This window comes from Chryseobacterium turcicum, from assembly GCF_021010565.1.
Lineage (GTDB): Bacteria > Bacteroidota > Bacteroidia > Flavobacteriales > Weeksellaceae > Chryseobacterium > Chryseobacterium turcicum.
Map to the genome: position 1 here is coordinate 564,224 of NZ_JAJNAY010000001.1, position 18,277 is coordinate 582,500.

The 18,277-nt window shown below is 34.7% G+C and carries 13 protein-coding genes, 2 tRNA genes and 2 rRNA genes (1 of these 17 only partly in view); all 17 read left to right on the forward strand.

The window, feature by feature from the left end; genetic code table 11:
- Positions 1-247: 247 nt before the first annotated feature.
- The gene (locus tag LO744_RS02710) at positions 248-1,318 is read left to right on the forward strand and encodes a formimidoylglutamase (RefSeq protein ID WP_230667072.1); all 1,071 of its coding nucleotides are present in this window, start codon (positions 248-250) and stop codon (positions 1,316-1,318) included.
- A 187-nt stretch (positions 1,319-1,505) separates the two neighbouring features.
- Positions 1,506-2,507 carry a glycosyltransferase gene (locus tag LO744_RS02715; RefSeq protein WP_230667073.1) on the forward strand — a complete coding sequence of 334 codons (1,002 nt, stop codon included), beginning with the start codon at positions 1,506-1,508 and terminating at the stop codon, positions 2,505-2,507.
- A 106-nt stretch (positions 2,508-2,613) separates the two neighbouring features.
- Positions 2,614-3,744, forward strand: coding sequence for a glycosyltransferase family 4 protein (locus LO744_RS02720; protein WP_230667074.1), 1,131 nt, complete (start codon positions 2,614-2,616; stop codon positions 3,742-3,744).
- 30 nt (positions 3,745-3,774) lie between these two features.
- Positions 3,775-4,617, forward strand: coding sequence for a polysaccharide biosynthesis/export family protein (locus LO744_RS02725; RefSeq protein ID WP_230667075.1), 843 nt, complete (start codon positions 3,775-3,777; stop codon positions 4,615-4,617).
- Between the two features lie 3 nt (positions 4,618-4,620).
- Entirely contained in the window at positions 4,621-7,110 is a 2,490-nt protein-coding gene (locus LO744_RS02730; RefSeq protein WP_230667076.1) for an exopolysaccharide transport family protein, read from the forward strand.
- A 205-nt stretch (positions 7,111-7,315) separates the two neighbouring features.
- Positions 7,316-8,209, forward strand: coding sequence for a type IX secretion system protein PorG (gene porG / locus LO744_RS02735; RefSeq protein WP_230667077.1), 894 nt, complete (start codon positions 7,316-7,318; stop codon positions 8,207-8,209).
- A gap of 6 nt (positions 8,210-8,215) precedes the next feature.
- A complete protein-coding gene (uppS, locus tag LO744_RS02740; RefSeq protein ID WP_079465575.1) occupies positions 8,216-8,965 on the forward strand; it encodes a polyprenyl diphosphate synthase in 750 nt (249 codons plus the stop codon).
- Between the two features lie 28 nt (positions 8,966-8,993).
- On the forward strand, positions 8,994-11,531 hold the full coding sequence (gene bamA, locus LO744_RS02745; protein WP_230667078.1) for an outer membrane protein assembly factor BamA: 2,538 nt from the start codon (positions 8,994-8,996) through the stop codon (positions 11,529-11,531).
- Between the two features lie 4 nt (positions 11,532-11,535).
- Positions 11,536-12,081, forward strand: coding sequence for an OmpH family outer membrane protein (locus LO744_RS02750; RefSeq protein WP_230667079.1), 546 nt, complete (start codon positions 11,536-11,538; stop codon positions 12,079-12,081).
- A gap of 73 nt (positions 12,082-12,154) precedes the next feature.
- The gene (locus tag LO744_RS02755; RefSeq protein ID WP_230667080.1) at positions 12,155-12,658 is read left to right on the forward strand and encodes an OmpH family outer membrane protein; all 504 of its coding nucleotides are present in this window, start codon (positions 12,155-12,157) and stop codon (positions 12,656-12,658) included.
- Positions 12,659-12,727: 69 nt separating this feature from the next.
- Complete coding sequence (locus LO744_RS02760) at positions 12,728-13,213, forward strand: acyl-CoA thioesterase (RefSeq protein ID WP_230667081.1); 486 nt, start codon at positions 12,728-12,730, stop codon at positions 13,211-13,213.
- A gap of 10 nt (positions 13,214-13,223) precedes the next feature.
- Positions 13,224-14,084, forward strand: coding sequence for a dTDP-4-dehydrorhamnose reductase (gene rfbD / locus LO744_RS02765; protein WP_230667082.1), 861 nt, complete (start codon positions 13,224-13,226; stop codon positions 14,082-14,084).
- Between the two features lies 1 nt (position 14,085).
- Positions 14,086-14,769, forward strand: a complete 684-nt coding sequence (locus LO744_RS02770) for a hypothetical protein (protein ID WP_230667083.1) — start codon at positions 14,086-14,088, stop codon at positions 14,767-14,769.
- A gap of 1,136 nt (positions 14,770-15,905) precedes the next feature.
- Positions 15,906-17,422: ribosomal RNA gene (locus tag LO744_RS02775) — 16S ribosomal RNA — on the forward strand.
- Between the two features lie 298 nt (positions 17,423-17,720).
- Positions 17,721-17,794, forward strand: a tRNA-Ile gene (locus LO744_RS02780).
- 86 nt (positions 17,795-17,880) lie between these two features.
- Positions 17,881-17,954 (forward strand) — tRNA-Ala (locus LO744_RS02785).
- Between the two features lie 221 nt (positions 17,955-18,175).
- Positions 18,176-18,277, forward strand: a 23S ribosomal RNA gene (locus LO744_RS02790); it runs 2,659 nt beyond the window's last position.
- The 16S and 23S rRNA genes sit together here with 2 tRNA genes alongside, the layout of an rRNA operon.

The window sequence follows — 18,277 nt, forward strand, 5'->3', positions numbered from 1 at the left end:
CTTTTATTTCATAAAAATATGTTCGTAATAATAGAAGTTATTTTCTCTAACAAAAATAATATTTATTAATTCAACAATGGTTAAAATAGTCTTATTCATAGTAGACGATATTTTAAAAAAAACTTCCCTATTTATTGACAGAGGAATAATAAATAATAAATACAGATTTTCAAAAATTATTTCTCGTCTTTTTACTCTGAACTCATGTTATTTTAATATTTTTGAAGTCATTAAAGGAATTTGAAGCATGAATTTTGAAGATTTTATCATCTCCCCCAGAAATTTCAAAACAGAAAACTGGCAAATAGGAAATAAGATTACCAAAGAAATAAAAGAAAGCAGTATTGTGCTTTTATTTGTTTCTGACTATAGAGGTGCCAATGGTGATGCCGAAGTGCAAGATTTTACGGCGGTAAGAAAAGAATTTTACAAACTTTCTCAGCTCGATTTTGAAATTCCGGTGGTAGATTTGGGAGACTTGATTTCCGGAAAATCGGTGCAGGATTCTCACTATATTTTACAAGAAGTTTTATCGGCTTGTCATTATAAAGGAGCTATTCCTGTGATTATTGGTGGCTCTAATGATTTTGCGTTCTCGTTATTTTCTGGTTTAAATTTTCACCAGAATAACATTAATTATACTCAGATTAGCAATATTATTTCCCTAAATCAGGGCGAAATGATTAATGAACATACTTTTTTAAGTAAGATTTTAGGGTCGAAAAGCTTTTCCATTAAAAACTATCATCATTTAGGATATCAAAAACATCTTAATGAACAAGATTCTATAAAGCTCATCAAAGAAGTAGAGTTCGAGATCGTGCGTCTTGCCGAAATGATGAATTCTACAGAGAAAACCGAGCCTTTTTTTAGAAAAGCAGATTTGGTAACGGTAAATTGCGATGCGATTGAAAGTTTCAGTGATGCTTTTTCGATGAATCCGCAGGTAAATGGTTTAAACCGAAGAGAAATATGTGCTTACATGAAGGAAATCGGTTTAAGTGAGAATCTGAAATCTGTAGGGATTTTTAATTATAATATTTACTCTGATAATCAGCTCAATCATCAGCTTTTGGCACAAATGCTTTGGTATCTGATTGAAGGTATTAATATACAAAGATCGCATCCTAAAGAAAGACATTACGAAATGTATTATGTTTTGATAGAAGACCGACAATATGCTTTCAAGCGCGATACATTCAGTAATCTTTGGTATTTTGGAGATGATGAAAACATCGAAAACTGTATCCCGTGCTCAAGAAGAGATTTTGATGAAGCCAAAAAAGGGTGGTTAGACGCAAGGTTTACAAAAATCTAAGAGAATGTTTACATTTAAATGAAAATAATTTGTCTCGCAGATTCTGCTGATTTAGCAGATTAATATCTCTGCTTTTAATCTGCTAAATCTGTGTATTCTGGGAGAATTATATAAAAACTGATTGAAAAAAAATCAAAAGCCAATCATACAGAATTTAAATTAATAAAACTTAAACAGGCTCTAAACCATGAAAAACGTTCTCTCAAAAGTTTCTGTCATTGTTCCGGTTTATAATGTTGAAAACTATCTCGTAAAATGTCTTGATTCTTTGGTGAATCAAAGTCTTCAGAATATTGAGATTGTGGTGGTGAATGATGGAAGTAAAGACGGTTCGGAAAGTATTATTCAGCAATATTCAGAAAAATATCCTGATAAAATAAAAGCTTTTAGTAAAGAAAATGGAGGCTTAAGTGATGCTCGTAATTTTGGGATTGAAAAAGCAATTGGCGATTATTTAGGGTTTGTTGACAGTGATGATTATGTTTCGGAAATGATGTTTGAAGAAATGCTGATTCTTGCCGAAAAACATAATGCCGAAATGGTAATCTGTAATATTCAGAAAGTAGATGAAGAGGGAAGTGTTACCCAGAAACTGACACAGATACCCAATATGCCGGAGAAAATTGTTTTAGAAAGCAATTTTTCTATTTTTTCAGATTTGAGTTATTTTGCATGTAATAAATTATTTAGGCGGGAGCTTTTTGCCCATAAAAGATTTAAAAAAGGAGTTCATTTTGAAGATATTCAGTTGATTCCTCAGCTTTTACTGGAGTGTAAAATAGTGGCTCAGACTCAAAACTTTCATTATCAATATTTAGAAAGAGCAGATTCTATTACAAAAACCCACAATGAAAAAGGGTTGGATATTTTAAAAGCAGTAGAAGATGTGGAAGCAAGCTTTAAAACTTCAAAATACGCTTCAAAAGCAAAAGAATTGAGAGGTTTTCAAATTTTGGAAGGTATTTATACCTTTTTGGCCTATCTCGCTTTTGTGAAAAATGAAACCCTATTTTACAAAATGTCTCAGGAATTGGAAGATTTTATAAGAAAAAGAGATGTTAAAATGAAAGATATATTGTGTTACAGTCGTTTTGGTAAAAATTATCTTTTATCTTTACCCCTGAAAAAAACTATATTTTATCTGCTTTTTTTTGCCAGACAGAAAAAACTAATAAGGAAACTAGTATAGACACAAATAAAATTTCCGGTATTTTTGAAATAGATTTTTGAAAGTGTACTCTTTTTAAAATTTCATTTTAATACTTACGGGACGACAAAGGCTCAAAAAGCAATAGATGAAAAATTTTGAACTATTCTTGAATGAAACAGGCATTTCTATTTTTTACATAAAATTAGGATTAGGTTTCCTATCTTCTTTTCTAATCACTTTTTTTTCGATTCCTACAATTATTAAAATTTCAAAACGTAAAAACCTGATGGATGAGCCCGGTGTAAGGAGCTCTCATCTCAGGAAAATCCCTAATTTGGGTGGTATTGCCTTGTTTTATTCGATAGGAATCTGTACCTCAATTTTTGCGTACGAAATTTTCGATTTATACAAATTTCTTTTTGCTTCGCTCATTATTCTGCTTTATGTTGGGATTATGGACGATATTGTTGTGATGCGTGCTTACAAGAAGCTCATTGCACAGATTGTAGTGTCAGTTTTTATTGTGATTGGCTCGGATGTGAGAATTAGAAGTTTGTTTGGAATTTTTGGAATTTATGAGATTCACTATTTGGTAAGTGTGATTTTTTCCATCATTACATTTATTATTCTCATCAATGCTTTCAATCTTATTGACGGAATTGATGGTCTTGCCGGTGGTTATTCTCTTATTTGCAGTGCTCTTTTCGGGATTAGTTATTATCGTTTAGGAGAATACAATTATCCTTTGGTTATTTTATCGACTGTTTTAATTGGTGCTGTACTGGCATTTTTATATTATAATTTATCAAACTTGAGGGCCACTAAAATATTTATGGGAGATACCGGGTCTATGCTTTTAGGATTTTTATTGGCATTTACGTGTATCTGTTTTATAGATATTTTTATCGATAAGAAAATGGCGGGTGTCCCAAGGTATCATTTGAAATCGGCTCCTGTCATAGCTGTTGCTATTCTTATCTTGCCTATTGTTGATACTTTAAATGTCATTATAGTAAGACTTTGGAATAAAAAATCACCCTTTGAAGCCGATAAAAATCATATTCACCACAAGCTCCTTAAGCTTAATCTCACGCATAGAAGAGCGAGTTTTTATATTATATGCTACTATCTGTTTATTGTGACCATTACCTATTATTTGAGACACATCAATGTGAATTTATTATTGGTGATTATTCTATTTTTAGGTTTTCTTGGAGCTTATATTCCAGACATTATTGTACTAATGCGGAATAATAGGCTGAAAACTGATAATTAAATTCTATTTTTACAAACTACATTTATTACGATGAAAATTTATAAGTATTTCCTATTTTTAATTTTGCCTTTTGTTTTGGTTTCCTGTATCACAACGAAAGATGTGAAGTATATGCAGCCAAGTGAAAGTCTTGTTATCAATGAAGAGGGATTAATTCCCTACAATACTCCTGTTTACAGGGTTACTAAAAACGATATGTTGACTTTGAATATTGTGACAACTCCTAAAGGTGATGCAGCACAGTTTTATTCTTCTTTAAATACTTCAGCAGGAGGGACTAATAATATTTCATTTAGCGGAGGCGGTGGAAATGGTACAGGAGGTAATGCGATGATTTATTTTAATGGCTTAAAGGTTGATTCTAAAGGAGATATATTGGTTTTTGGTATAGGATATATAAAAGCAGAAGGAAGAACGATAGAAGATATTACTCAGGAACTTCAGCTTAAAGTAAATGAAAACTTTCAAGAAGGAAAATCTGAGGTAAGACTTAATACCGACGGGATAACCTATTATGTTTTAGGGGATATTGAAACAACTGGAATTACAGGCGAAAAAAAGGTTCACAAAAATACATTAACATTAACAGAAGCCATTGCTATTAATGGAGGTTTAAACAGAACGATAGACCGTAAAAATATCGTGGTGTATAGAAAACTACCCGAAGGTATCAAAAAAGCTAAGATCGATCTTACAAGAGAAGATGTGATGAATTCTCCATATTTTTATGTGCAAAATGGAGATGAGATTTTTATTACAACTCAAAAAAGAGCGCTCAACGGTTTTGGAAAAGATCCTATACAGACGCTTATCAGCGGAGTTTCTGTGATTACTACCGCGTTATCAATTTATCTACTTATTAAAAATCTTTAATGTATGATTCCAGGAAAAGAAGCTTCAGTAGGTAAAAATGAGCCGCAGAAAGAAAAGTTTGGATCATTTGCTTTATTTGATATAGAACACTTTTTAAGAAAAGTTCTGCGAAACTGGTATTGGTTTGTACTCATGCTTTCTATGGGTTACGCTGTATCTTGGTTTTATGGCAAGTACTATGCGCAGAATGTTTATGCATCAGATTTAAAATTAAGTATTTCAAGCAATACCGCCAGCTACTTTACACCAAGTCAGTCTATTAATTTTATTTGGGGACAAACGGGTAATCAGGATGGTATTTATTTGAAAAAAATGTTGCTGTCTAGATCCCACAACGAGTTTTTGGTGAAAGAATTAGGTCTTTTTGTAAATTATACGACTAAAGGAGTCATAAAATCTACTTATTTAGATAAAAATGATTCGCCTGTATTTTTGGAAGTAGACCGAAAGCACTTGCAACAAGTCAATTATCCAATTACTTTAACTCCTAAAGGGGGAGGCGCTTACAGAGTAAGTTTACCGGAAGAAGGGCAGTCGGGTTATTTATATTCTTATGATTTTGAAGGCTTTCAAGGGATTGAAAATTTCGCAAGACCTGGTGATAAAACAATTAGAGTAAACGAGTGGTACACGACCCCTAATCTTAGATTTAGATTGATTCCCAACCCAGTGTCGCCTTCTATAAGCTATGAAAATATTATTGTCAATCTTTCTACAGTAAACGATGCTGTAAATGGTATTGTTTCTACTGTGGGTGTTGATTTTGATAAAGAAATTAATAGCATTATGATTATCTCTAAGACAGGTTTTAATCTAAATGGTACCGTTAATTTTCTTAATAAATCTGTAACTGAGCTTCAGAAAAAAAGATTTAATGATAAAATACAAGTTGATCAAAATACAGGAAAGTATTTGAAAAATAGCTTGGCAGATATTAGAAAAAAACTAGATTCAAGTGCAGCATATCTTAACTACCTGAAGGTTTCAGAGCAGCTCTATGATATCACCAACAGAGACGAAAAGTCTTTGCAAAAAATAAAAGATCTGGAAGCTAAAAAAGCTGACATACTGAGTAAAATGAATTCTTTAAACAGTATCAGGAATTCTGTAGAATCTCAAGGTTTCGATAAAATGATAAGTCCTTCTGCAGCAGGTTTTGATGATGGTCTTTTTACAGCATCTGTTTCTGAACTAAAAGCGCTTTATCTTAAGAAAAGAGAATTGTTATCAATTTATACTCCTAATTCGGAACCTATTAAAGAAATAAACCGTTTAATTGGTGAGGCAAAAGCAAATTCTTCAGGATCTCTTAGAAATGTTCATACCGTATATATTACTGAACTTAGTAAAATTGATAAACAGATTGTAGAGGCAAGCTCAGATCTTACGACCTATCCTGAAAAACAAAGAAAATATCTTGACGCAGAAAGAGGCTATAATATGATTGAGGCCACTTACAACAGTTTGCTAAGCAGACAGAATGAAAGCCAGATGAGGCTTGCAACCAATCAGTCGGATATTACAGTTATTGACCCGGCAAAAAATCTGGGGCAAGGACCTATTGGGCCTAATGTGAAGGGGGCAAAAATGACAATTATGGGCGGCTTTCTTATGCTTCCGCTTATTTTAATTCTTTTGGGAAGTCTTTTTGATAGTAAAATAAGAAATATTAAAGAACTGATTAGTGCCACCAAAATCCCATTATTGGGTGTGATTGGCAATAATAACACTGAAAATATGCTTACGGTTATTAATACTCCAAAATCTTCAGTTGCAGAAGCCTTCAGAGGTATTAGAGCAAATATGAGATTTCTATCCGGAGAGGATGATAAAAGTAAGGTGATTTTGGTGACTTCATCTGTCGGTGGAGAAGGTAAAACATATGTTTCAATAAACTTGGCTTCCGTTTTAGGTCTAAGTGATAAGAAGACAATCTTATTGGGAATGGATTTAAGAAAGCCTAAAATTTTTGGTGATTTTAATATTGATAATAAGTTGGGGATTTCAAATTATCTTACAGGAGAAACAACTATTGACCAGATTATTAATAAAACGAATATTCCAAATCTTGATGTTGCCACTTCAGGGCCGATTCCTCCAAATCCTTCAGAGCTTTTAATGAGCGAACGAAATGTAAAGTTAATTGAAGAGCTAAGAAAACTTTATGATTTTATTATTATCGACTCGCCTCCTGTGGGACTTGTTGCTGATTCTTACGAATTAATGAAGTATTCTGATGCTAACTTATACATCGTACGTCACGAATATACCGAAAAGTATATGCTTAAAATGATTACTGAAAAGTATCACAATGACGAAATCAAACATTTAGGATTTGTTTATAATGATTATGTTACCAAGCAGGGATATGGCTACGGTTATGGCTACGGCTACGGTTATGGGTACGGATATTTTGATGAAGATAAAAACTATACAGAACCATTGTTAATTAAAATAAGAAACAAAATGAAAGCTTTTTTTAATAGAAAATAACAATATTTGTTGAAGTCGATTTGTTATTCATGTATAGCATCAGAAGTATTAAAAAAAGAATAAATTTCCCTCTTTTCCGTTTACTTTATAACAAATTATATTTTTTTGTTTATTTTTAACTAAACATTAAGATTATCATTAATATAAAAATGTTTTATATTTGCAAAAATTAATTTTTAAAATAACCATAAATCCATATTCTTTTATGAATAAAAAATTATTGTTTAGCTTCCTTACCCTCCTAGGAACGGTGGTAAGTTTAAAAGCACAACGAAATGAATTGGGAATTCGCTTAGGGATGAGTAATCTTGTCGGCGATATAGGGAAAACCAATTACATTTTGCAGCAACCTTTGGATTTGGATAGAGCTTCAGAATGGGGCGTTCCTTTTTATGGTGGTATTTTATACAGATTTAATTTTAACCCGCATCAGACCGTTAGAGTAGATTTAGGTTATAATCAGGTGCAGTTTAGCGATAAGGCAGCAAAAGAAGAGTACAGAAGAAACAGAAACTCATTCGGTAAAAACAATGTTTACGAAGCGAGCATCATGTTTGAGTACAATTTCTTCCCGGTAAATAATGAGCAGCTGAGTATGTTGAGCCCTTATATTTTTGGGGGATTTGGAGGTTTAATGTTTGATGCTCCAAAAGCAACTTTAACTCATGATTTCAGAAGAAATGCAGATGGTGTAGCACAGGCTCCAATCAACGAATTAGATTTTGTTACCACTACAGAATATTCTATGGGTAAAAAAACAGTGGCACAAATTCCTTTCGGAGTTGGTTTAAAATATAAATTCAATCACGGATGGGCTGTTTTTGCAGAAGCTACTTTCAGATATAGCTTAACAGATCAGCTTGATCACAGCAAGATTCTTGCAAAAGATGTGATTAGTAATTATAATGCAGATATTTTAAGCCCTACAACCGGAGGTTCTTTGCTACAAACAGGAAATTACTATGGGGTTTCTAAAGAAAGAGAAGCTACTTTTATAAAAAACAGAACGGTAGGTGATCCCGACTCTAGAGATTGGATGAATACTTTTAGTTTAGGATTGACCTATTCTTTTGGTAGACCACCATGTTATTGTGATTAAGAAACTATGTCGTTGATAAAAAAACAAATAAATTCTGAGAATTTACCGAAGCATGTAGCCATCATTATGGATGGTAACGGAAGGTGGGCAAAATCTCGAGGTGAAGAAAGATCTTTTGGTCATAAGAATGCTATTAATGCGGTAAGAAATGCTATAAATGCGTGTAACGAAATCAATATTCCTTACCTAACCCTTTATACATTTTCTTCAGAAAATTGGAATAGACCCTCTGATGAAGTAAGTACTTTAATGAGCTTGCTTGCTGAGACCCTTTTACTAGAAGCTGAAGAGATTTTTACTAAAGGTTTAAGAATGCATGTCATTGGTAATTTAGATAAATTGCCCGTGATGGTAAAAGATCAGTTGCTTAGCGTTGTGGATCTTACAAAAGAAAATACAAAAGGAAATTTAGTACTCGCAATAAGCTATGGCTCACAAAACGAGATACTAAATGCCGTAAAAAATATAAGCTCCGATGTAAAAGAAGGAAAGCTAGAGGTGGAGAATATTGATGAAAAATTATTTGAAAATTATCTTTATACAAAAGATTTTCCACCAGTAGATTTATTAATCAGAACAAGTGGCGAAATAAGGATAAGTAATTTTTTGCTTTGGCAGATTGCTTATGCAGAACTTCAGTTTCTCAATGTTCTGTGGCCAGATTTTACAAAAGATATTTTCTTCCAATGTATTGTTGATTATCAAAATAAGGAAAGAAGATATGGTCTTACAGGCGACCAAATTCAAATTCAGTAAATTTTAAGAAAAGAAAGATTACGATAAAATGAAGTTTAGACTATTACCCATCATTATGTTTGCTGCTTCTGCACATTTTTATGGACAGGTAACTCCACAAGACAGTACAAAGGTTAACGCTGCTACTGTTATTGCAGAAAATCAAACAGGAACTTACACGCTGAAGGACATTGTTGTTGATGGGGTAAAAAAATATACGCCAGCTCAGATCTTTAGATTTACAGGCTTATCGAAAGGTGAGACAGTGGATATTCCGGGGCAGAAGGTAAGTAATGCAATCAAAAAACTTTGGGATTCTCAATCTTTCTCTGAAGTTGAAGTTTATGTAGAAAGTATTGAAGGGCAGACCGTTGTTCTAAGATTTTACCTACAAGATTTGAAAGATCTTGGAGAGGTTAAATTTACAGGAAAAGGGATCGGAAAGTCTAAAAACGAAAAATTAGCAAAAGACAATAATTTAAAGCCAGGAACAAAGATTACTCAAAATCTTGTTTCAAGCCTTAAAACAAATATCCCTAAGGACTACGTTAAAAAAGGTTTTGCGGATGCTAAAATCACGATTCAGGATAAGGTAAATTTGAGTGATCCTAACCTTGTAGACTGGACGATTAATGTAGATAAAGGAAAAAGAATAAAAATCAGCCATATCGAGTTTGAAGGAAACGAAAGTGTAACTGATGCAAAACTTAGAAACAAAGCTTTCAAAGAAACCAAACAAAAAAGATTTGGTATCGGTGGTATTTTGAAATCTTCGAAATTTGTTGAGCAGAAATATCAGGAAGATAAACAGAATTTAATAAATTATTACAACTCTTTAGGATATAGAGACGTTGCAATCGTATCAGATTCTGTATGGAGAAATAAGAAAAATAACTTCGAAATTAATGTTAAACTAAAAGAAGGTAAAAAATATTACATTGGTGATATTACATTTACCGGAAATACAGTATACCCTACAGAATATCTTCAAAGAATTTTAGGATATAAGAAAGGAGATATTTATGATGCGGTAGGTTTTAACAAGAAAGTAGGAGAAGACGGCGGAAAAGAAGACGATTCTGATATCAAATCGATATATATGAATAATGGTTACCTTTTCTCAAACGTTACTCCTGTGGAAAAATCGGTTAATGGGGATGCCATTAATCTTGAAATAAGAATCAATGAAGGGGAGCAGGCAACTTGGAACAAAGTAACATGGTCTGGTAATACAACCACTCATGATCATGTAATTTTGAGAGCTTTAACAACCAAGCCCGGAGAGTTGTTCATGAAAAGAGAAATCAAAAGAACTTATTTTGATTTAGCTTCAATGTCATTCTTTGATCCTCAACAAATAGGCCAGGATATTCAGCCAAATCAGCAGGATAATACCGTTGATATCGGATGGAAGTTAGTAGAAAAAGGTTCTTCTCAGGTTCAGTTGCAGGCTGGTTACGGTGGTAACAGTTTCATCGGAACTTTAGGGCTTACTTTCAATAACTTTTCATTGAGAAACTTCCTGAAACTTAAAGACTTCAGACCTGTACCTCAAGGTGATGGGCAAACATTATCTATTCAAGCTCAAGCAGGACAATACTTCCAGAATTACGGGGTTTCATTTACAGAACCTTGGTTGTTTGGGACAAGACCTACAGCGCTTTCTGTAAGTTTAAACAATTCAAGAGTTAATTATAACAAAGTTTCTGGACCAGATCAGAGATTAAATATTTTCTCGGCAACTGTAGGGTTAAATAGACGTTTGAAATGGCCAGATGATTATTTCTCTTTATACACAGGGATTCAGTTTCAAAAATATAACTTCAGCAATTACCCTTTTGAGTTTGGTGATACCACAGAATTGTATGGTAATGCGAATAACTTAAGTTTAAATATCGGATTAAGCAGAAACTCGGCAGGTATAGATCCTATTTTCCCAACAGTGGGTTCAAATATTGAATTGTCAGGTAAATTTACACCACCATATTCATTGTTTAGTAATAAAAATTACTCAACGATGTCACCTACCGAAAAATATAAGTGGATGGAATTTTACAAAGTGAAGTTTAAAGCTGATGTTTATAATGAAGTTATCGGAAAATTAGTTTTAAGATCTTCTGCTGAGATGGGCTTTATGGATGGGTACAATAAAGAATTGGGTGCACCGCCATTTGAAAGATTCTATGTAGGAGGAACTGGCCTTTTTGGAGGTCGATTTGATGGTAGAGAACTAATTCCATTGAGAGGGTACGAAAATGCTTCTACCTATGGTGGAGAGCCAGAAGATATTACTCAAAGAGGTGGAGGTACTATTTATAACAGATTTACGTTAGAATTAAGATATCCGATTTCATTAAATCAAACTGCCAAAATCTATGCACTTACTTTCGCAGAAGGAGGTAACGTTTGGAACAAATGGGCAGATTACAACCCGTTCCAGCTTAAAAGATCAGTGGGTGTGGGAGTAAGAGTTTATATGGGAGCATTTGGTTTAATAGGATTTGATTTCGCTTACGGATTTGATAAAACAATCAGTGGTGATGTATCTGGTGGTAGAACACACTTCTTAATGAACCAATCTTTATAACAGTATGAAAAATTTTAAAACTCTTTTCACTTTAGCGGTAATTTTGCTTTTTAGCTTTAGCAATGCTCAGAAATTAGGAGTCATTGATACCCAATATATTTTGGATAAGATGCCTCAGTATAAAGAAGCAGAAGCAAGACTTAACTCTCAGATTGATACTTGGGAACAGGATATTAAAAACCTTCAATCCCAATATGAGCAAAAAAGAGCTGCTTTCGAAAGTGAAAAAGTTTTATTAATTGGCGATCAGCTTAAGCTTAGAGAAAAAGAAGTCTTAGATCTGGAAAAAAGTATTCATACGACGCTCAGTTTAAGATTTGGAAAAACAGGGGAAATCAATCAGCTAAGAGCTAATTTGGTGGAACCTTTTGAAGACCAAATTTGGGGAGCTGTAAAAACCATGTCAGAGAAAAATGGCTTGGGCATAGTTCTTGATAAAAATAGCCATGTAAATGTAGTTTTCCTTCAGCCAAGATATGATTATACAGATAAAGTGTTAACAATCTTATTGAAAGGAACTGAAAAAGAAAAGAAAACTAATAAAAAGTAGTAAAAGTTTTAGTAAGACTTAACTTTTACTTAAATTTAAAATCTAAAAACAAATTAATTATTTATTACCCGTTATGAAAAAATTAAGTGTATTATTTGCAGCAGCAATGATGGTTGTATCTGTTGGTATGGCAAAAGCGCAAAAAATTGCTACTCTAGACTTAGTAAGTGTACTTAATGCAATGCCTGAAAAGAAAAAAGCAGATACAGATCTTAAAGCTTTCCTTGATGCGAAAGAAGCTGAAATAAAAAAGAAAGGTGATGCTATGCAAACAAAATATGCGTTGTATACAAAAGAAGCTCCTACAAAAACTGAAGCTGAAAACAAAGCAAGACAAGAGGAAATGCAAAAGTTACAGGCTGAAGCTCAGCAAATGAGCGAAAGAGCACAAAAAGATCTTGCTGAAAAAGAAAAACTAGCTTACGCTCCTATAGAAAAGAAAGTGATGGATGCAGTAAACAAAGTGGCAAAAGCAAGCAGCTATGAGTATATAATGGATGTAAATTCTGCAGGTCTTATCTATAAAGGAGGTCCTGATGCTACTGCAGCTGTTAAAAAAGAATTAGGTCTTCAATAATTTCTGAAATTAACAAAGATTTATAAAAACTACCACTTCATTTAGAAGTGGTTTTTTTATTTTTGCGCTATGGAAAAAGAAGTTTCAACAACCGTAAAAGTAAGATTTAGTGATTGTGATCCAATCGGGCATTTAAATAATGTGAAATATCTCGATTATATGTTCAATGCAAGAGAAGATCATGTAGAAACATATTACGGTTTTACTTATGAAGAATATACTAAAAAAACAGGTTGTACCTGGATCGCCATTCAAAATGAAATTGCTTACCTAAAAGAAGTAAAATACAATACTCAGGTCGTTATCAGCAGTAAAACAATAGAGATAGGAGACCGCATTTCTAAAGTAGAAATTTTAATGAAAAGCCTCGACGAGAAAACTGTTCATGCGGTGCTTTGGGTAACGGTAATTTATTTTAATTTAAAAACCAGACGTTCCGAAATTCATCCTGAAGATATCAAAGTAAAGTTCGGCGAATTCTATGTTGATCTGGAGCAGAAAGACTTCCAGTCTAGAGTTAAGTGTTTAAGATCACAAAATGCAAAAAATTCATAAAACAAATCAAATGAAAAAAATACTTGTTATAGGCAGTAATGGGCAATTGGGAAACTGCATCAGAAAAATTGCTCCCGATTTTGAAAATAACTATGAATTTATTTTTACAGATTCTCAGTCTTTAGATATTACAGACGAAAATCAGATTAATGATTTCTTTTATAATCAAAAACCCGATTTCTGTATCAATGCTTCAGCGTATACTGCGGTAGACCTTGCCGAAAAAGAAACTGAAAAAGCTTTTGCGGTGAATGCCGAAGGAGTAGAAAATTTGGCTAAAGCTTGTGCAGATTACAAAACAGTCTTCATTCACGTTTCTACCGATTATGTATTTGATGGTGAAACCAACTTAGACTATTCTGAAGATGACTTTACAAGTCCTATCGGTGTGTACGGAGAATCTAAACTGAAAGGTGAAGAATTGGCGTTAGAAAATAATCCCAAGACCATTATTCTAAGAACTTCTTGGCTGTATTCAGAGTTCAACAAAAACTTTGTGAAAACAATGCTTAACTTATTTTCACAAAAAGAAGAGTTAGGAATTGTTGGTGATCAGTTTGGGCAACCTACGAATGCTAACGATTTGGCGGAAGCCATTATGAGCATTGTAGAAAATCCAAACAAAACTTTTGGAGTCTTCCATTTTTCAAATTACCCTGAAACCACATGGTTTGAGTTTGCAAAAAAAATTGCTGAGTTCTCTATGTCACCAATAAAGCTCAATGCATTGACAACAGAGCAATATCCAACTCCGGCAAAAAGGCCAAAAAGGAGCACGATGTGTCTCGATAAAATAGAAACTATCTACAAAATTGAGCCAAAACATTGGGAAAACAGCTTAGAAGATTGTGTTAATATACTTTCAAATTAAAATGAAGATAAAAAATACAGCCCTATTCATTTTTATGATGACAGTTGCATTCATGAATGCCCAAAATGTTTATTTATCTAAAGTTGAAAAAACAAAAGAAAATAAAGATAAATATTTTTTTAAAATTGACCCCACAAAATCTGATGCAGAATATTTGGGTGAAATTGATGTACAAGGGTTTTCAAACGATGACGCTACGATATATACTTCCATTTTAAAAAAAGCAAAAGAAATAGGAGCCAATGCTTTTTCTTATAAACCATTTGAAAGTGTAGACGAAAAAACGCAGCCATTTAATCCGGCAAACTACCAATTAGGACTTTATTATATTACAAAAGACGAGCTTTCAAAACCGTCAGATGTAATGTATTTTTTCTCGTCATCTTCAAAACCGCAGACCATTAGCATCAACAAAAAAGATTATGTTTTACAGCCAAGGTCATTTATTGCAATCAAAGGTATCCCGGGAGAGATTTATACAATCTCTACAAAAAAATTCTTAGGCTCTACCATTAAGATTTCTGTCAATGAAAATTCTCAGGCTCAATATTTTCAAATTTCATCTGCTAAAATTAAATCCAACACTTACGGTGAACCCGGGATTAATCTGAAATCAGGCGATATCATGGGACTCGACAAATCATTTGGAGATTTTCTAAGAATGATTTATACCGAAAATAATTAATAAACTTCTCAAATACCATATCTTACCTCCGATTTCCTTCGGAGGTATTTTTTTTAGGAGCTTAATCCCGCTGTCCACTATATCTTTTTTCTCCAAAGCTTTCCTCCCGCAAAAAAAAGGATACCGCTCCCATTGGGGCTAGGAGATACTATATAATAAAGACTTTTTAGTTTACTCATTCGATTTTCAGCAATCATTAGAATCGCTCTCCATTTTTTCACCAGCCTTACGCCACCACCAACAAAAAGAATCGCAACAACAGCAACTAGAACAATAGAATGGTATTAGATTCCCCTCCCTCGGAGGGGTGTCGAAAAATCTTTGATTTTTTGATGGGGTGGTTTTCCGTTTCAACTCTCCATAAAACGTTATTTTTCCTAAACCTAAACCTAAACCTAAACCTAAACCTAAACCTAAACCTCCAATCTCTATCCATCACTCCATAGGAGTGCTATCTGTGTAGAAAAAAAGTAATGACTACAATTAAGCGCTTCGTAGAAGCGCCATCTTTGTAGCCCCATGATATTATTAGATTATGAGCTCCGTAGGAGCGAGACCAACACACCAACACACCAACACACCAACACACCAACACACCAACACACTAAATTATTCATCCACCGAACCAGTCGTTTAAGCTTCAATATGAATTGAAATTAAACATAATGTTAAATAAATTAGGATTGTGTTTATAAAAAGTTCTACTTTTGCCCCACTGAAAAACGAAAGTATGTCAGTAGCGCAGAAGCCACTATTTATATAGTTTAAAAAGACAAAACTAATATCCACTTTAAGATATAGAATCAAAAAAAGCTTTTAAGATTTTTAGTAATAAAGATTGCGAGAGTTAAAAAGATTAGTATCTTTGCAGTCCGGTAAAACGGGAAGCGCAGGAGTAGATAGATTAGGTGTTGATAGAAGGATTTAGGGTCATCAAAAAACTTTAAAATTTCTTCAAAAAACATTTGGTCAATTAGTAATAATTTTTTACTTTTGCACACGCAAATCGATACTGAAAACGACAGAAAATGTAGGTATCGTAAAAAGCGAGAGAGAAGAGATCATTGAAAAATAATATACAACCAAGTAAGGAAAAACTAAAGCGTCAATTAACTTTGAGTGAGTCAGACAAACATACAATGGAGAGTTTGATCCTGGCTCAGGATGAACGCTAGCGGGAGGCCTAACACATGCAAGCCGAGCGGTATTTGTCTTTCGGGACAGAGAGAGCGGCGTACGGGTGCGGAACACGTGTGCAACCTACCTTTATCAGGGGGATAGCCTTTCGAAAGGAAGATTAATACCCCATAATATAATGATTGGCATCAATTATTATTGAAAACTCCGGTGGATAGAGATGGGCACGCGCAAGATTAGATAGTTGGTAGGGTAACGGCCTACCAAGTCAGTGATCTTTAGGGGGCCTGAGAGGGTGATCCCCCACACTGGTACTGAGACACGGACCAGACTCCTACGGGAGGCAGCAGTGAGGAATATTGGACAATGGGTGAGAGCCTGATCCAGCCATCCCGCGTGAAGGACGACGGCCCTATGGGTTGTAAACTTCTTTTGTATAGGGATAAACCTTTCCACGTGTGGAAAGCTGAAGGTACTATACGAATAAGCACCGGCTAACTCCGTGCCAGCAGCCGCGGTAATACGGAGGGTGCAAGCGTTATCCGGATTTATTGGGTTTAAAGGGTCCGTAGGCGGATCTGTAAGTCAGTGGTGAAATCTCATAGCTTAACTATGAAACTGCCATTGATACTGCAGGTCTTGAGTAAAGTAGAAGTGGCTGGAATAAGTAGTGTAGCGGTGAAATGCATAGATATTACTTAGAACACCAATTGCGAAGGCAGGTCACTATGTTTTAACTGACGCTGATGGACGAAAGCGTGGGGAGCGAACAGGATTAGATACCCTGGTAGTCCACGCCGTAAACGATGCTAACTCGTTTTTGGGTCTTCGGATTCAGAGACTAAGCGAAAGTGATAAGTTAGCCACCTGGGGAGTACGTTCGCAAGAATGAAACTCAAAGGAATTGACGGGGGCCCGCACAAGCGGTGGATTATGTGGTTTAATTCGATGATACGCGAGGAACCTTACCAAGGCTTAAATGGGAAATGACCGGTTTAGAAATAGACTTTTCGCAAGACATTTTTCAAGGTGCTGCATGGTTGTCGTCAGCTCGTGCCGTGAGGTGTTAGGTTAAGTCCTGCAACGAGCGCAACCCCTGTCACTAGTTGCCATCATTAAGTTGGGGACTCTAGTGAGACTGCCTACGCAAGTAGAGAGGAAGGTGGGGATGACGTCAAATCATCACGGCCCTTACGCCTTGGGCCACACACGTAATACAATGGCCAGTACAGAGGGCAGCTACCAGGCGACTGGATGCGAATCTCGAAAGCTGGTCTCAGTTCGGATTGGAGTCTGCAACTCGACTCTATGAAGCTGGAATCGCTAGTAATCGCATATCAGCCATGATGCGGTGAATACGTTCCCGGGCCTTGTACACACCGCCCGTCAAGCCATGGAAGTTTGGGGTACCTGAAGTCGGTGACCGTAACAGGAGCTGCCTAGGGTAAAACAAGTAACTAGGGCTAAGTCGTAACAAGGTAGCCGTACCGGAAGGTGCGGCTGGAACATCTCATTTTAGAGCGTCTTCGGACGATAAAAAATAAGGACACAATGTGTCCATGCACTTACTTAAAGAGAAGCTTTAGTTTTTATTTGGTTGATATATAAGTATAAGTAAAAAGGTTAAAGTAAAAAGAGCCAAGTGTAACAGCTTGTATTAATTACTCATTACCAATTATTTATTACTTATAATATATATAAGAAATACAAAACCCACTAGAAATTAGTATTAGGGAAGAGAGATTGAGTATGAAGAAGAGAAAAAAGAGATATGCAAATATTACTTATTACTCATCACCCATTACTCATAACAAAGTCTCGTAGCTCAGCTGGTTAGAGCGCTACACTGATAATGTAGAGGTCGGCAGTTCGAGCCTGCCCGAGACTACTAATTTAAATAGAGGTTAGAATCTAGAAATTAGAAGTTAGTTTTTTACTAATCTCTAACTTCTAACTACTAACATCTAAACTAGCGGGGAATTAGCTCAGCTGGCTAGAGCGCCTGCCTTGCACGCAGGAGGTCAAGGGTTCGACTCCCTTATTCTCCACATTGTTATAGTAATATAACATGATTTATGGTTTAATTTTAAGAAGCAAATAGAGCCAAAAACAATATTTTGCGAATTAGATCAGAAATAGCATAAAGATCATTGACATTAACGGTAAAAATATCACAAAGAGAAAACCGAGCGCAATTAAGCGTTTGAGTTTACAAAAATATTTTAGCAGCAATGCTAAAGCAAAAATACTGAACTAATTAATAATTAGGAAAGAAATCGTTAAGGGCGTATGGCGGATGCCTAGGCTTTCAGAGGCGACGAAGGACGTGGTAAGCTGCGAAAAGCTGCGGGGATTGGCACACACGAATTGA